The organism is Pigmentiphaga soli (assembly GCF_039541095.1).
Lineage (GTDB): Bacteria > Pseudomonadota > Gammaproteobacteria > Burkholderiales > Burkholderiaceae_B > Pigmentiphaga > Pigmentiphaga soli.
This window is the reverse complement of sequence record NZ_BAABFO010000013.1, coordinates 59,249-74,167: the sequence shown is the minus strand read 5'-3', so window position 1 is coordinate 74,167 and position 14,919 is coordinate 59,249. Positions and strand designations below refer to the sequence as shown.

The window sequence follows — 14,919 nt, the reverse complement described above, 5'->3', positions numbered from 1 at the left end:
CATGACACAACTTCTGCAAGGCCGCATCGCCATCGTGACCGGAGCCGGACGCGGCCTGGGCCGTTCCCATGCGCTCGAACTCGCGCGCCATGGCGCCAGGGTGCTGGTCAACGACAAGGGTGCCGAGCGTCCGGATTCCGACGCGCAGGCCGTCGTGGACGCCATCCGCGCGGCCGGCGGCGACGCCTGCGCGCACGGCGCCGACGTGACCGATCCGCAGCAGGTGCAGGCGATGGTGCAGTCGGCGGTCGCGCGGTGGGGCCGGGTCGATATCCTGGTGAACAATGCCGGCATCCTGCGCGACAAGACCTTCGCCAAGATGAGCCTGGAGGAATTCAGGCTGGTGATGGAGGTTCACCTGATGGGCTCGGTGCACTGCACCCACGCGGTCTGGAACGCCATGCGCGAGCAGAACTACGGGCGGATCGTGATGACGACCTCCTCCTCCGGCCTCTACGGCAACTTCGGACAGGCCAACTACGGCGCGGCGAAGATGGCGCTGGTCGGCCTGATGCAGACCCTGGCCCTGGAGGGCGAGCGGTATGGCGTGCGCGTGAACTGCCTGGCTCCCACGGCCGCCACGGCCATGACCGAAGGCCTGCTCGACCCGGAGGCGCTGGCCATGCTCGCGCCCGCGTCGGTCAGCCCGGCCGTGGTCGCCCTCGTCGCGGAAAACGCCCCGAACCGGACCATCCTGATGGCGGGCGCGGGCAGCTTCGAGCAGGCAAACATCACGATGACCCGCGGCATATGCCTGGGCGAGGCCGAGTTGTCGGCCAACGTCCTGCTCGGCCGTCTGGACGAGGTGGCCGATCGCCAGGGGGAGATCGTTCCCGCCACCGGTTTCGATCAGATGCGCCATGAGATCGCCAAAGCCCGGAGTATGACCTCCCCTGCGCGCTTCGCGCGCCCTCCTGGGGGCGATGCGGGCGGGCCGGCGGAGCCGGATCCGCGGCATCCTGGCTGGCGCAGCGCTGAGTCGTGCGGCGGACCTGTGCGCCATGGAGAATGCTGACATGGCAAGTAGAGAAGTCGTGGTCCTGTCCGGCGTCCGCACGCCCATCGGCAGTTTCGGCAAGAGCCTGAAGGACGTGCCGCCCGTCGCGCTGGCCGCCCAGGTCCTGCGCGCCGCGGTGGAACGGGCGGATATCGACGCCGGCCAGGTGGAGCAGGTCTGCTTCGGCCAGGTCATCAGCACCGAACCGCGCGACCTGTATCTATCGCGGATCGCGGCCATCGAAGGCGGCTGCGGCGAGAACACGCCGGCCTTCAACGTCAACCGCCTGTGCGGCTCGGGCCTGCAAGCCATCGTTTCGGCGGCGCAGTCCATCCTGCTCGGCGACTGCACGGCCGCGGTGGCGGGCGGGGCCGAAAGCATGTCGCGCGCCCCGTACGCCAGTCCGGCGCTGCGCTTTGGCACCCGCATGGGCGACACGGCCATGGTGGACACCCTGCTCGGCGCGCTGCACGACCCGTTCCACCGGGTCCACATGGGCATGACGGCGGAAAACGTGGCCAGGAAGTACGGCATCACGCGCGAAGAACAGGATGCGCTCGCCGTCGAAAGCCATCGCCGCGCGGCGCTGGCCGTTGCCGAGGGCCGCTTCGATGCGCAGCTCGTCCCCGTGTCGGTGCCGGGCCGCAAGGGCAGCGTCACGTTCGCCCATGACGAGCATATCCGCAACGACCTCAGCCCGTCGGACCTCGCCGGACTCCGGCCCGTGTTCGCGCCGGACGACGGCACCGTCACGGCGGGCAATTCATCGGGAATCAACGATGGCGCGGCGGCGCTCGTGCTCATGGAAGGCGCGCGCGCCCGGGCATGCGGCGCGCGGGCCCTGGCCCGGCTGGTGGCCTATGCCCACGCGGGCGTGGATCCGCGCTACATGGGCATCGGCCCGGTTCCCGCCACGCGCGCCGCGCTGGACAAGGCTGGCTTGAGCGTCGGCGATCTCGACGTGGTCGAGTCGAACGAAGCCTTCGCGGCGCAGGCCTGCGCAGTCATCCGCGAACTCGGCCTGGATCCCGCCAAGGTCAATCCGAACGGATCGGGAATCGCCCTGGGGCATCCGGTGGGGGCCACGGGCGCCATCATCACGGTCAAGGCCCTGCACGAACTCCACCGGATCGGCGGCCGGTATGCGCTGGTCACCATGTGCATCGGCGGCGGACAGGGCATCGCCGCCATCTTCGAACGCATCTGAATCATGGCGAGCGATCCTCCCCTCCCCTCGGTCATCGAGCAGTTCGATTCCGTCGAATCGCTGACCCGCTTCGTGGGGCGGCCAGCCATCGTTTCCCAAAGCGTCGTCATCGACCAGGAAATGATCGACCGGTTCGCGCAGCTTACGCGCGATAGCCAGTGGATCCATGTGGACCCGGCGCGCGCGATGGCCGAGTCGCCGTACGGACACACCATCGCGCATGGCTTTCTCGTGCTGTCCCTGCTCACGTACTGGCAGGCGAGCTGCATCGCCTTCCCCCGCGCGGCGATGCTGTTGAACTACGGCTTCGACAGGATCCGGTTCACCGCGCCGGTTCTTTCCGGTTCGCGCGTGGCGGCCCGATTCGCGCTGGCCCAGGTGGCAAAGACCCGGTCCGGCGAGGCCCGCTGTTCCTGGAACGTCACGGTGCAGGCCGAGGATGCGCCGCGGCCATCGGTGCATGCCGATTGGCAGATCATGGTGCGCTACGAGGAATAGCTGCGGCACGATACCGGCATCGCGCTCCCACTGGCGCCATCGCGCGGCGGATGTATGGCTGGCGAAGGCGAATTCCTAACCGAAGCCATAAAGGACTGCGGGGTTGTCCACCAGAATCCGATTGCGTTGCGCTTGGTCCGGCACCCATTCCGCCAGCAGGTCGAATAGCCGGAAGGTATCGGGCTTGTGCGATTCGGTGACATGGGGCCAGTCGCTGCCCCACACCAATCGCTGCGGCGCGATGCCTGCCCATTCGCGCGCGACCGCGTGGGTATCCGCATATGCCGGACCGCCCGAGACCGTATTCAGATAGGCGCCGCTGAGCTTCAGCCATGCGCGCCCATCGACCAGCATGCTTCGCACCAGGTCAAACGCTGGATGGCGCAGTGCGTCGGGACCCGGAGGAAGCCTGCCGAGATGGTCGAAAACCACGGGGCAAGGCAGGCGTGCGATCACCGAGGCGTGTTCGCTTATCTGGGAAGCGAGCAAATGGAGCTGGACATGCCAACCAAGCGGCGCGATGCGATGGGCTATCGGCCCGATCATGTCGGCGCTCGTTGGAGCGACGGATTTGGGGTCGGTCGTGTACAAGGTGAGTCGGACGCCGCGGATGCCTCCGTCATGCAGCGCGTGCAATTGGGCGTCGGATACCTGCGGTGTCACGACGGCAATGCCCCGAGTGCAGTCGCGGCCCAGGCGTTCGATGGCGTCCAGGGTGACGCTGTTGTCCGTACCGTATACCCGCGGCTGGACGACCACGGCGCGCTGCATGCCCAGTCGATGGCGCAGCCGCGCGTAATCGGCGGCCGTGGCGTTGCGCGGCGTGTCCGCCGCATTGGCCGGTGGCGCTTCTTTGAATCTCGCATCGTAAATATGAAAGTGAGAATCGCAGGAATTGGGCGGCGCTGCATTCCGGGGTGACCGGTCGGCCGCGTAATCCGTGACAGCGGCTTGCACAGGGAGCCCCTTAGTCGATCTGGATGTCCCGGTCCTTGAGAAATCGCGACCAGCGCGTGATCTGCGCGTCGACGAAGCGGGCAAACGTGGGCTGATCACTGATGCGGGGAGTAAGGCCGCTGGCGCGCATAAGTTTCTGCACCTCTGGATCCGCCAGAACGGCCTGGGTTTCGCGGTCGATCCGCGACAGGATTTCCGGCGGCGTGCCGCGCGGCACAAAAAGGCCATGCCAGGTTTCCATGACGAAGTCGGGATATCCCAGTTCGACCATCGTCGGCAGTTCGGGCAGATAATCCGCTCGCTCGGGCGAGGTGACCGCCAGTGCGCGAAGCTTGCCTCCCTTGATGGACGCAAGGGTCGAGGTTGGCGCGGCAAAGTAGATGTCGACCTGCCCGCCCATCAGATCCGTGATGGCCTGGCCCCCGCCCTTGTAGGGCACGTGGAGCAGGTTCAGCCCATTGTCCGAAGCAAGCATCTCCCCCGAAAGATGAGCCACGCTTCCTACCCCGGCGGACGCATAGCTCACCTTGCCGGGATTGGCCTTCGCATAAGCCACCAACTCTTTCACCGTTCTCACCGGCAATCGCGGATTCGCCACGAGCACCGTCTCGGCGGTTGCAGTAGACGTCACCGGAACCAGGTCCGTACGCGGGTCGAACGAGAGATTCCGCCGCGTTGCGTTGACGGCTAGTGCGAATGAGTCGTACAGCATCGTGTATCCGTCGGGCAGCGCCTGGGCCAAGGCCGATTCGGCGATGACGCCGCCTGCGCCGGGCCGGTTCTCGATTACGACCGGCTGTCCGAGGCGCTCCCCGAGTTTACGGCCGACGATCCGAGCGGCATTGTCAGCCCCTCCGCCTGCGCTGAAAGGAACCATGAGCCGTATCGGCTGGCTCGGCCAGGCGGGGGCCTGCGCACGCACGGGCAGGCTGCCCTCCAGCGAGAAAATGGCGATTGCGATCAATAGGGACTTCAATGCTTTGTTTTTCATGGGTATGTCTCCGTCGGCCGTCACCAGAGCCCGGGTAAACGTTGAAAGTGACGTTTGGTCTGACAGGCGCGTCAGAAATCGGTCAGCGCGCGGCCATCGATCAGGCTGCAGAACTGAACCACGTGCTGGGCACATTGCGCAGCTTTCAAAAGCTGGATCTTGTGAAAATCGGTCCGGAACAGGAGAACCTTGAGATCCTTCACGCCTGCGCGGTAGGCGCTGAGCTGCTCTTCGGTGATGATGCCGCCGCCTTCCGGCGCCAGCAGAAGCGTCGGCGCCTCGATCCCGCCCAGGAATGGGCGCATGTCGCTGGTTTCGATCAGTTCCGCCATGGCGAGCAGCACCTCCTCGTCGGCGCCTTCCACAAGGCTCTTGTACCAGTCCACGATGGCCGAACCGGTCCCCTTGGGAAAGCGGGTGCTGCGATTGGTCTCGTCGAGCCAGGCGTGCACGCCCATCGTCCGCATGGCGTTCGACCAGCTTCCATGGCCCATCGAGTAGTTCTCGTGCCATTGCCTGTTGAGAAACACGGGACTGGCGATGACGGACAGCGTCTTGACTCTGTCCGGGTGCCGGCTCGCAAAGGCGATCCCCAGGCTGCCGCCGAACGACTCGCCGCAGAAATGGACTTTTTCGATCGCGAGTTCGTCGAGGATCCGGCAAAGATCCGACAGATAGCTGTCCAGCGACAAGTCCGATGGCTTGAAGCCGGCCGGCTTGCTGCGCAAGCCGCGCAGGGTCGGGCGCAATACCGGGTAGAACTCGCTGACGTGCGGCACCCAGGTGGTCCAGACTTCCGCCACCCGGCCAAACCCGTGCTGCAATAGCAGGGGCGTCTTGTCCGGTATCCAGGGCGGGCTGAAATCATCCTGCTCGACGCTCAACTCAAAGCTGCCGTTGCTGATCTTTATCGTTGTCATGTTCGTATTTTTCCAAATGTGCCCGGGTGGCCCGGATCATTTTCGCTCGCGCAGCAGGCGGTCTGCTTCAGCCCGGATTTGCGCAGTGTGCTGGTCGAGCGAGGGTGCGGCAAAAGGTGCCGGCCCCGGCGTCCGGCCGAATTTCCATGCGCGCTTGAATCCACGATAGCGCCCCACCACGGGATGATGAAGCGTGGCCACCATGTCCTCGGCCTGAACCTGCGGAAAGTCGAACATGTCTTCCACGCAGCGGGCGGCCGCACAAGGCACGTCCTCGCCGAATAGCGCCTCCCATTCCAAGGCGCTGCGCCGCGCAAGCGCCTCGCGCAGCCGCGGCACGATCTCCGCCTGATGCCGGGCGCGCTTTCGCACGCTGTCGTAGCGTTCGGTCTTCAGCTCATGCAGCCCCACCTTTTCACAGAGGGCATGCCAGAAGTGAGGCGTGTTGGCCGAGATATAGATGTAGCCATCCCTCGTGGGATGCAGGCCGGTGATGCCGCCGGATCGCATGTCGCGGCTGACCTCGCGCGGTTCCTCTTCCGCCCAGATCATGCGCGCGGACTGCATGGCCAATGCCGAACGAAGCAGCGAAACCCCGACATACTGCCCTTTGCCGCTGCGCTCGCGTTCGAACAACGCGGCGCTGACCCCGCCGGCGACCAGTGCCGCGGCGTAATAGTCCACCACCGAGCCATAGAGAATCTCGGGCGGCCCGCCGGATTCCCCCTGCAACGCGCACATGCCGCTCATGCTCTGCAGCACCTGGTCGTAGCCGGCCTTGTCCTTGAGTGGACCGCTTTCGCCAAATCCCGTCACGGCGCAATACACCAGGCGGGGGTTGGCGGCCTGCAGTTGCTCGTAGGAAATTCCCAGCCGGGCCGGTACCTCGGGACGGAAATTGTGTACCAGCACATCTGCGCTGTGTATAAGGGCGTGCAAGCGCTCCCGGTCTTCCGGCTGCTTGAGGTCCAGCACGACGCCAAGCTTGCTCCGGTTCACGCCCAGAAACGCGCGGCTCTCTTTCTCCAGCGTGGAGGGGTAGTTGCGCAGGTTATCGCCAGAAGGCGGTTCCACCTTGATCACTTCGGCGCCCATGTCCGCCAGCAGCGAGCATCCATAAGGGCCTGCGATGTAGGCGCTAAGATCCATCACCCGTATTCCTGACAACGGGCCGGGCGGCCCGCCGCGTGCAGGCAAATTGGCGGGCGCGGACACGGCGTCTTCGGAACAGGATGAGGTATGTACGGTAGGGGTCATGATTGGCTGAGCGGACGCTGTTCGTCGACGGCGGAAGCAGGCGTGGAGATGAGTCCGAGCCTGTGCGCATGTTGTAGCTGGGCCTGCGCGCGCCGGGCGAAGGGCGCATCGACCATGCGTCCTTCAACCATGTACGCGCCAAGGCCTCGTGCAGTGGCATCGATCGCGGCCGCCTCGACTTTCAGCGCATATGCGATCTCGCTGGCGCTGGGTTGAAATACGTCGTTGGCAAGCATGACCTGCTTCGGATGGACGCAGGTCTTGCCGATGAATCCCAGCCGCCGCGCCAGCTCGGCCTCCTTACGGTACCCATCGGCGTCGGCGACATCGGCAAACGCACCGTCGAGCGCGTAGATCCCCGCCTCGGCAGCAGCCATTCGCACGGCAAACATCGCCTGCACAACGGCGGCATGCTCGGCGCGATCCATGCCCCACGGCTCGAAGAGATCGCCGAGACCGAGCTGGAGTCCGACCACCCGGGGATCCGCACACGCGAGCTCGGCTGCTCGGCGCAGAGCCGCGGGCGTTTCGATGTTCAGCAGCAGCCCGACTGGCGTGGCGACGCCGTTTGCGGCCTCCGCCGAAGCGATGGCTGCGGAGGCGGCACGCACGGCCTGGGCGCTTTCGGGTTTGGGCAGATTGATCAGCTGCACGCCAGGACTCACGACCGCGTGGAGGTCTTTTTCAAAATGCTCGGTGCCCTGGGCATTCACGCGCACGATCAGGGTTTTCTCTGCCATTCCGTGCGCATGCTGCTGCAGCCAGTCTTTTACCGCCATGCGCGCCTGCGGCTTCCGCGCTTCGGCCACCGCATCTTCCAGATCGATGGAAATACCGTCTGCGGCGCTTGCGAACGCTTTGGCGAACAGCTCCGGCCGTGAGCCGGGAACGAACAGCTTGCTTCTCATCAGAGAAGTTTGAACTGCTTGCCCGGTTGGATAAATCCCTCCACGCTATGGTCAATCAGTAGAAAATCTATCTTCTTATGGATACCTCGTTTCTTCGCAGCTTCGTTCTCGTCGCGCAAACCGGCTCGATGGCCGAAGCGGCACGTAGACAAGACATTACGCCGGCTGCCGTGGCGCAACAGATCCGCGCCCTCGAGCGGGAACTGGGCGAAGCGCTGGTCGCGCGCGCGGGACGCACCGTTCGTCCGACCCCCGCCGGTCACCGGCTGCTTGCCGCGGCTGCGGCGGTTCTTCGCGAAGTGTCAGCGCTGAAGTCGGCAGTGCGCGATAAGCAGTTGGCCGGCGAACTGAGGCTCGGGACGATCAATACGGCCCTGCACACGGTGCTGCCCACCATCCTGGGGAGCTTTGTGCAAAGCCATCCGAACGTAACGGTGTTCGTGCACTCCAGCATGTCGCGGCAGTTGTACGATGCGGTGCGCGACAATTTCGTCGATTTGGCGGTCTGCCTGCATCCCCGCTTCGCCCTCTCCAAGGAACTGGCCTGGCAGCAGCTGCGCGAAGAACCGCTCGTGGTGCTCGCCCCGGAGGCGTTGGCCGGCCGGGATCCGCATCGGTTGCTGCGCGAGGAACCATTGCTCAGGTATGACCGCAGTCTGGGCGGCGGCCATCAGGCCGAACAATATCTGCGGTCGCAGCAGATCGTGCCGCGAGAACGCTTCGAACTCAGTTCGCTGCTGGCCATTGCAATGATGGTAGACCAAGGACTGGGCGTATCGCTGGTCCCCGATATCGCTTCGCCGCTGATCGCCCATTTGCGCCTGGTCAAGATCGCACTGCCGGGTGCGCCGGATCCCCGGCGGTTCGGACTATTGTGGCCCAGGGCATCTCCGCGGGCCGCGCTCATATCGGCCTTTCTAGAAGCGGCAAACGATGTGGTCCGGGCGGGGCCGTTGGCGGCCGAGGCACGCAGACAACAAAAAGCCCGGTAGTTTTGGCTACCGGGCTTTTTCGGGTTCGACTATACAATCAACCGCTTATGTATGGTCGGGGCGGCGGGATTCGAACTCGCGACCCCTTGCACCCCATGCAAGTGCGCTACCAGGCTGCGCTACGCCCCGAAAGAAGCGAGAGTATAGCAGACTTTTCAGTTACTTGAGGGCTGCGCCCAGCATGGCGGAGATGTCGGAGAGCTCGGCGCGGATCGCGATGAGTTCGGGCTCGGCGATGGGCACGGTGGGGATCGGCGGCTCTTCGCGTTCGTGGCCGCGCGATTCGTCGAGCCGGTTGCGCGCGCCGCTGATGGTGAAGCCCTGCTCGTACAACAGCTCGCGGATACGGCGCACCAGCAGGACTTCATGGTGCTGGTAGTAGCGCCGGTTGCCGCGCCGCTTGATGGGCTTGAGCTGGGTGAATTCCTGTTCCCAGTAGCGCAGCACGTGGGGCTTGACGCCGCACAGCTCGCTGACTTCGCCGATGGTGAAATACCGCTTGGCAGGAATGGGGGGAAGAACGACAGGCGTTTCGATGCGCGCCATGCTACCTCTCAGGACGGGCTCTGCTCGCGCAGAGCGACTTGCTCGACCATGCTCTTGAGTTTCTGGCTGGCATGGAAGGTGACGACGCGGCGCGCCGCGATGGGGATTTCTTCGCCGGTCTTGGGATTGCGGCCGGGCCGCTGCGGCTTGCTGCGGACCTGGAAATTGCCGAAGCCGGACAGCTTGACCGTGTCGCCGCGTTCCAATGCGTCGCGGATTTCTTCGAAGAAGGTTTCGACCAGATCCTTGGATTCGCGCTTGTTCAGGCCCACCCGCTCGAACAGCATGTCGGCCAGTTCGGCCTTGGTGAGCGTGCGGGCGTCGTCGGCCGGTTGCAGCATTTCGGAGGCCGGCTGCTGGAGTTCGGCGGCCGGCGCGTAAGGAGCGGTGGAAACGACAGAGTGCATAGGCGAACGGATCGGATTCGGGTCAGACGGCTAATCCCGCAATCGCGCGCCGTGCGCGGCCGCCAGCGCGTCGCGCAGCCGCCCCAGGCACGATTCGACTCGGGCGTCGTCCAGGGTGACTGCAGTATCCTGCAGCCAGAACCGGAAGGCAAGACTTTTTTCCTTTGTTGACAAGGACTTATCTCGCCATACGTCGAAGATCCGGACGTCGCGGACTACCGCCAGTTCAGGGTCGGCAGCGCGGGCGGCGGCGATGGTGTCGAGCATCGCGCCGGCCGTCACGCCCTCATCCACCCACAGCGCCAGGTCGCGCGTGACGACCGGCTGGCGGGAGATTTCGGCCAGCGCCGGCAGCGGCCGCGCGCAGGCGGCCTCGGCGTCGACCTCGAACACCACCGGGGCGTGCGGCAGCTCGGCCTTCTGGGTCCAGCGCGGATGCAGTTCGCCGATCCAGCCGATGGCGCGGCCGCCGGCCTCGATGCGGGCGCTGCGGCCGGGGTGCAGCGCCGGATGCGGCGCCGGCACGAAACGCAGCCCGCCGGGCGTGGCCGCGGCCAGCAGCGCCTCGACGTCGCTCTTGACGTCGTAGAAGTCTACCTGGCGGGTGGCCGTGCCCCATTGCTCGTCTACCGCCGGGCCGTAGGCCAGGCCCGCCAGCCGTAGCGGCTGGCTTACGCCGGCCACCGACAGGGGGCCGTCGGCCACCGCGGCGTCGCGGCGGAATACGCGGCCCAGCTCGAACACGCGCACGCGGGCCATCTTGCGGTTGACGTTGTACTGCGCATTGGCCACCAGCCCGCCGATCAGGCTGCTGCGCATCACCGACAGCTGGCTGGCGATCGGGTTGAGCAGCCGGATCGGGTCGTCGTTGCCGGCGTAGTCGCTTTCCCACTGCGCCTCGACGAAGCTGAAGTTGATGACTTCCTGGTAATCCAGGTCGGCCATCAGGTGGCGCAGCGCGTGCGCGGGCCGGGTCGTCTCGGGCACCGCGCGGACCTTGGCCGGCGCGCGCGGCGGCGTGTCGGGGATGCGTTCGAAGCCGTAGACGCGCGCCACTTCCTCGATCAGGTCTTCCTCGATCTCGAGGTCGAAACGGAACGACGGCGGCGTCACGACGAAGGCGTCGGCCTCGCGCACGAAGGGCAGGCCGAGCCGGGTGAAGATGGCGGCGATTTCGTCGTCGGCCACGTCCACGCCCAGCACCTTGCGGCAGCGTCCGGTGCGCAGGTGCACCGGCTTGCGCTCGGGCAGGCGCAGCACCTGGTCGTCGACCGGACCGGCCTGGCCGCCGCAGATGCCGACGATCAGGCCGGTGAGGTATTCCAGGTCGTCGGCGATACTGGCGAAATCGACGCCGCGCTCGAAGCGGTAGCTGGCGTCGGTGCCGAAGTTGTAGCGGCGCGCGCGGCCGGCGATGGCGTCGGGCCACCAGAACGCGGCTTCCACGTAGATGTTGGCGGTGGCGGTGGAGACCGCGGTGGCCTGGCCGCCCATGATGCCCGCCAGGCTTTCCACGCCGCTGTCGTCGGCGATCACTCCCACCTGGCCATCGACCTCGACCGTCTGGCCGTTGAGCAGTTCGATGCGCTCGCCCGCCCTGCCCCAGCGCACCTGCAGGCCGCCGTGGATCTTGTCGAGATCGAACACGTGGGTGGGCCGGCCCAGTTCCAGCATGACGTAATTGGACAGGTCCACCAGCACGGAGATCGAGCGCTGGCCGGCGCGTTCCAGGCGGCGGCGGATCCATTCCGGCGTGGGCACGCCGGCATCCACGCCGCGGATCACGCGGCCGGCGAAGCGGCCGCACAGGTCGGGCGCCTGCACGTCGACCGGCAGGCGATCGTCGATCGAGACTTCGACGCGATGCGCCTGCGGCGCTTCGAGCGGCGCGCCGGTCAGCGCCGACACCTCGCGCGCGATGCCCAGCACCGACAGGCAATCCGCCTTGTTGGGGGTCAGCTTGAGCGTGAACACGGCGTCGTCCAGCGCCAGCCAGTCGCGCACCGAGGTGCCGACGATGGCGTCGGCGCCCAGGTCGAGCAGGCCGGCATGATCCTGAGACAGCCCCAGTTCGCGCGCCGAGCACAGCATGCCGGAGGACTCGACGCCGCGCATCCTGGCCACGCCGATTTTCATCTCGCCGGGCAGATGGGCGCCGACGGTGGCCAGCGGCACCTTCATGCCGGCCGCCACGTTGGGCGCGCCGCACACGATCTGCAGCGGCGCCTCGCCGCCGGCGTCGACCTTGCACACGCGCAGCCGGTCGGCGTTGGGATGGGGCTCGACCGACACCACCTGGGCCACCACCACGCCGGCGAACGGCGGCGCCACCGGCTCGACCTCTTCGACCTCGATGCCGGACATGGTGAGCCGGTGGGCCAGCTCTTCAGTGGAAATGGCCGGATTGGTCAGCGAACGCAGCCACGACTCGGGAAGTTGCATATCAATTCTCCATGGCCCCGTCCAGGATGCGGCGGATCCGGCTCCGCCGGTCCGCCCGCATTGCCCCCTGGGGGGCGCGCGTCAGCGCGTAGGGGGGATCAATTAAATTGCTTCAGGAAACGCAAATCGCCTTCGAAAAACTGGCGCAGGTCGTTGACGCCGTAGCGCAGCATGGTCAGGCGCTCCAGGCCCGAGCCAAAGGCGAAGCCGATGTAGCGTTCCGGGTCGAGCCCGAAGTTGCGCACCACGGTCGGATGCACCTGGCCCGAGCCGGAGATCTCCAGCCAGCGGCCCTTGTTCGGCCCGGAGGTGAACATCATGTCGATCTCGGCCGACGGCTCCGTGAACGGGAAGAACGACGGGCGAAAGCGCAGCACCAGGTCGTCGGTCTCGAAGAAGGCGCGCAGGAAGTCGGTATAGACGCCCTTCAGGTCGGCGAAGGAGATGTCTTCGTCGATCCACAGGCCCTCGACCTGGTGGAACATCGGCGAATGGGTGGCGTCGCTGTCGACCCGGTAGGTGCGGCCCGGCGCCACCACCTTGATCGGCGGCTTGTGCGCGCGCGCGTAGCGCACCTGCATCGGGCTGGTGTGGGTGCGCAGCAGCAGCGGCAGGCCGCCGGCGTCTTTCATGTCGACGTAGAACGTGTCCTGCATCGAACGGGCCGGATGGTTCTCCGGATTGTTCAGCGCGGTGAAGTTGGTCCAGTCGTTCTCGATCTCGGGGCCGTCGGCCACGTCGAAGCCGATGGAGCGGAAGATCTGCTCGACCCGCTCCCAGGTGCGGATGACCGGATGCACGCCGCCGATGCCGCGGCCGCGCCCGGGCAGCGTGACGTCGATGGTTTCCTCGGCCAGGCGGGCGGCCAGCCTGGCTTGCGCGAGTTCTTCGCGGCGCGCGTTCAGCAATTGCTCGATTGCGGCCTTGGCTTCGTTGATGCGGGCGCCCTCGCTGCGCTTTTGCTCGGGCGACAGGCTGGCCATGCCCTTGAGCAGCGCCGTCAGCGCGCCCTGCTTGCCCACGAAGCGGGCCTTCTCGTTCTCGAGCGCGTTGGCGTCCGGCGCGGCCGCGAAGGCGGCGCCGGCTTGGCGGATCAGGTCGTCCAGGTTCTGCGACATGGCGTTTCCATGGTGCGTGGGTTGCGGCTGAAAAAACGAACGGGGCTTCGAAAGAAGCCCCGTTCGGGAGGTACTGCGCGCAAGGCGCGTACTGCCGGGCCGGCGCGGGGCCGGCTGGCGCGTCAGGCTGACAGGGCGTTCTTGGCCTGCTGCACGATGGCGGCAAAGCCGGCCTTGTCGCGCACGGCCAGGTCGGCCAGCACCTTGCGGTCGAGGTCGATCGCCGCCTTCTTCAGGCCGGCGATGAACACGCTGTAGGTGACGCCATGCTCGCGCACGGCGGCGTTGATACGGGTGATCCACAGCGCGCGGAAGGTGCGCTTCTTGTTGCGGCGGTCGCGGTAGGCGTATTGCCCGGCGCGCATGACCGCCTGCTTGGCGATGCGGAAAACGTTGCCGCGGCGGCCGCGGTAACCCTTGGCGGCGTTGAGGACTTTCTTGTGGCGGGCCCGGGCGGTAACCCCGCGTTTGACTCTAGGCATTTGAAAACTCCAGTTCCAATATTCAGTTGCGCATCACCCCAGCATCGCTCCATCCAGGACGCCGCGGATCCGGCTCCGCCGGTCCGCCAGCGTCGCCCCTCGAGGGGCGTGCGAAGCGCGTAGGGGTGGGCCTGTCCTCAGGCAAAAGGCATCATGGCCCGGACCGACTTCACGTCGGACTCGTGGACCGCCGTGGAACCGCGCAGCTGGCGCTTGTTCTTGGTCGTTTTCTTGGTGAGGATGTGGCGCTTGAACGCCTGGCCTCGCTTGATGGAACCGCTACCGCGGACCTGAAAGCGCTTGGCGGCGCTTTTCTTGGTCTTCATCTTGGGCATGACTGCTTCCTGTTAATGACATGCTCACGGGTGCCCGCGCCTGCCCGGCGACGGAACTTGACGGACCCGCACTCACTTGTTTTGGCCGTTCCGGAGGTACCGCCGGCGCACACGCACCAAGCCTGTGCAGCGGCGGATTTGGGCAACGCCCCGGAAGCGGGTACTGCGCCGGGCGGCAGGCAAAAGCCGGCTGCACGGTTGGAAAACCGTTGATTATACGGTGTTTTTGGCCCTGAGCGCCAGTGCCCGTTGCACACGGGCACTGCGACACGGCTTATTCGGCGCTCTTGCTCGGCGCCGGCGGCGCCTTCTTCTTGGGCGCCAGCACCATCACCATCTGCCGCCCTTCCAGCTTGGGCATGGCTTCGACCGCGCTGATCTCGAGCAGGTCGTCGCGCACGCGTTCCAGGACGCGCATGCCCAGTTCCTGGTGGGCCATTTCGCGGCCGCGAAAGCGCAGCGTGACCTTGGCCTTGTCGCCTTCTTCCAGAAAGCGGCGCAGGTTGCGCAGCTTGACCTGGTAGTCGCCTTCGTCGGTGCCGGGCCGGAACTTGACTTCCTTGACCTGGATGATCCGCTGCTTGAGCTTGGCCTCGTGCTGGCGCTTCTGTTCCTGGTACTTGAACTTGCCGTAGTCCATCAGGCGACAGACCGGAGGCTGCGCGTTGGGGGCAATTTCCACCAGGTCGACGTCGTGCTGTTCCGAAAGCCTAATTGCTTCGGCGAGCTTGACGATGCCAAGCTGTTCGCCTTCGACCCCTATCAGACGCACCTCAGGTGCAGAGATTTCACCATTGATGCGATTCGGTTTGTCGGTTGCGATGTTTGAAACTCCTGAATTTTGAAATGGACAGCCGCGGCC

At 66.0% G+C, this 14,919-nt stretch carries 16 protein-coding genes and 1 tRNA gene; 4 read left to right on the top strand and 13 right to left on the bottom strand.

The features are described from left to right. The first annotated feature begins 1 nt into the window (after position 1). From ABD927_RS14480 to ABD927_RS14470, 3 genes are read left to right on the top strand one after another with little or no spacing between them, the layout of a single operon-like run. The gene (locus ABD927_RS14480; RefSeq protein WP_345250534.1) at positions 2 to 1,015 is read left to right on the top strand and encodes an SDR family NAD(P)-dependent oxidoreductase; all 1,014 of its coding nucleotides are present in this window, start codon (positions 2 to 4) and stop codon (positions 1,013 to 1,015) included. Position 1,016: 1 nt separating this feature from the next. Next, a complete protein-coding gene (locus ABD927_RS14475) occupies positions 1,017 to 2,204 on the top strand; it encodes an acetyl-CoA C-acyltransferase family protein (protein ID WP_345250533.1) in 1,188 nt (395 codons plus the stop codon). 3 nt (positions 2,205 to 2,207) lie between these two features. Beyond that, positions 2,208 to 2,702, top strand: coding sequence for a MaoC family dehydratase (locus tag ABD927_RS14470; protein ID WP_345250532.1), 495 nt, complete (start codon positions 2,208 to 2,210; stop codon positions 2,700 to 2,702). Between the two features lie 75 nt (positions 2,703 to 2,777). Here the strand turns inward: ABD927_RS14470 and ABD927_RS14465 are convergent, their stop codons facing one another. From ABD927_RS14465 to ABD927_RS14445, 5 genes are all read right to left on the bottom strand, one after another. Next, the gene (locus ABD927_RS14465; RefSeq protein WP_345250531.1) at positions 2,778 to 3,659 is read right to left on the bottom strand and encodes an amidohydrolase family protein; all 882 of its coding nucleotides are present in this window, start codon (positions 3,657 to 3,659) and stop codon (positions 2,778 to 2,780) included. A gap of 10 nt (positions 3,660 to 3,669) precedes the next feature. Next, positions 3,670 to 4,650 (bottom strand): Bug family tripartite tricarboxylate transporter substrate binding protein, encoded by a 981-nt coding sequence (locus tag ABD927_RS14460; protein ID WP_345250530.1) that lies wholly within the window; start codon positions 4,648 to 4,650, stop codon positions 3,670 to 3,672. A gap of 71 nt (positions 4,651 to 4,721) precedes the next feature. Beyond that, positions 4,722 to 5,570, bottom strand: coding sequence for an alpha/beta fold hydrolase (locus ABD927_RS14455; RefSeq protein WP_345250529.1), 849 nt, complete (start codon positions 5,568 to 5,570; stop codon positions 4,722 to 4,724). 36 nt (positions 5,571 to 5,606) lie between these two features. After that, the gene (locus ABD927_RS14450) at positions 5,607 to 6,827 is read right to left on the bottom strand and encodes a CaiB/BaiF CoA transferase family protein (protein WP_345250528.1); all 1,221 of its coding nucleotides are present in this window, start codon (positions 6,825 to 6,827) and stop codon (positions 5,607 to 5,609) included. Then, complete coding sequence (locus ABD927_RS14445) at positions 6,824 to 7,735, bottom strand: HpcH/HpaI aldolase/citrate lyase family protein (protein ID WP_345250527.1); 912 nt, start codon at positions 7,733 to 7,735, stop codon at positions 6,824 to 6,826. The genes ABD927_RS14450 and ABD927_RS14445 overlap by 4 nt, the downstream gene beginning before the upstream one ends. Before the next feature lie 77 nt (positions 7,736 to 7,812). Here ABD927_RS14445 and ABD927_RS14440 point away from each other — a divergent pair, with 77 nt between their 5' ends. Next, the gene (locus ABD927_RS14440; protein WP_345250526.1) at positions 7,813 to 8,727 is read left to right on the top strand and encodes a LysR family transcriptional regulator; all 915 of its coding nucleotides are present in this window, start codon (positions 7,813 to 7,815) and stop codon (positions 8,725 to 8,727) included. 52 nt (positions 8,728 to 8,779) lie between these two features. Here ABD927_RS14440 and ABD927_RS14435 read toward each other — a convergent pair. From ABD927_RS14435 to infC, 8 genes are all read right to left on the bottom strand, one after another. Continuing rightward, a tRNA-Pro gene (locus ABD927_RS14435) sits at positions 8,780 to 8,856 on the bottom strand. A 30-nt stretch (positions 8,857 to 8,886) separates the two neighbouring features. Continuing rightward, positions 8,887 to 9,273, bottom strand: a complete 387-nt coding sequence (locus ABD927_RS14430) for a MerR family transcriptional regulator (RefSeq protein ID WP_345250525.1) — start codon at positions 9,271 to 9,273, stop codon at positions 8,887 to 8,889. 8 nt (positions 9,274 to 9,281) lie between these two features. Continuing rightward, positions 9,282 to 9,614: an integration host factor subunit alpha gene (locus ABD927_RS14425; RefSeq protein ID WP_345250600.1), complete on the bottom strand. Its 333-nt coding sequence runs from the start codon at positions 9,612 to 9,614 to the stop codon at positions 9,282 to 9,284. A gap of 96 nt (positions 9,615 to 9,710) precedes the next feature. Then, positions 9,711 to 12,122, bottom strand: a complete 2,412-nt coding sequence (pheT, locus tag ABD927_RS14420; RefSeq protein ID WP_345250524.1) for a phenylalanine--tRNA ligase subunit beta — start codon at positions 12,120 to 12,122, stop codon at positions 9,711 to 9,713. A 98-nt stretch (positions 12,123 to 12,220) separates the two neighbouring features. Then, positions 12,221 to 13,240, bottom strand: coding sequence for a phenylalanine--tRNA ligase subunit alpha (gene pheS, locus ABD927_RS14415; protein WP_345250523.1), 1,020 nt, complete (start codon positions 13,238 to 13,240; stop codon positions 12,221 to 12,223). A 122-nt stretch (positions 13,241 to 13,362) separates the two neighbouring features. Beyond that, positions 13,363 to 13,722, bottom strand: a complete 360-nt coding sequence (gene rplT, locus ABD927_RS14410; RefSeq protein WP_345250522.1) for a 50S ribosomal protein L20 — start codon at positions 13,720 to 13,722, stop codon at positions 13,363 to 13,365. 137 nt (positions 13,723 to 13,859) lie between these two features. Further along, positions 13,860 to 14,057, bottom strand: coding sequence for a 50S ribosomal protein L35 (gene rpmI, locus ABD927_RS14405; RefSeq protein WP_345250521.1), 198 nt, complete (start codon positions 14,055 to 14,057; stop codon positions 13,860 to 13,862). Between the two features lie 274 nt (positions 14,058 to 14,331). Further along, a complete protein-coding gene (gene infC / locus ABD927_RS14400; RefSeq protein ID WP_345250599.1) occupies positions 14,332 to 14,880 on the bottom strand; it encodes a translation initiation factor IF-3 in 549 nt (182 codons plus the stop codon). Positions 14,881 to 14,919: the final 39 nt, after the last annotated feature.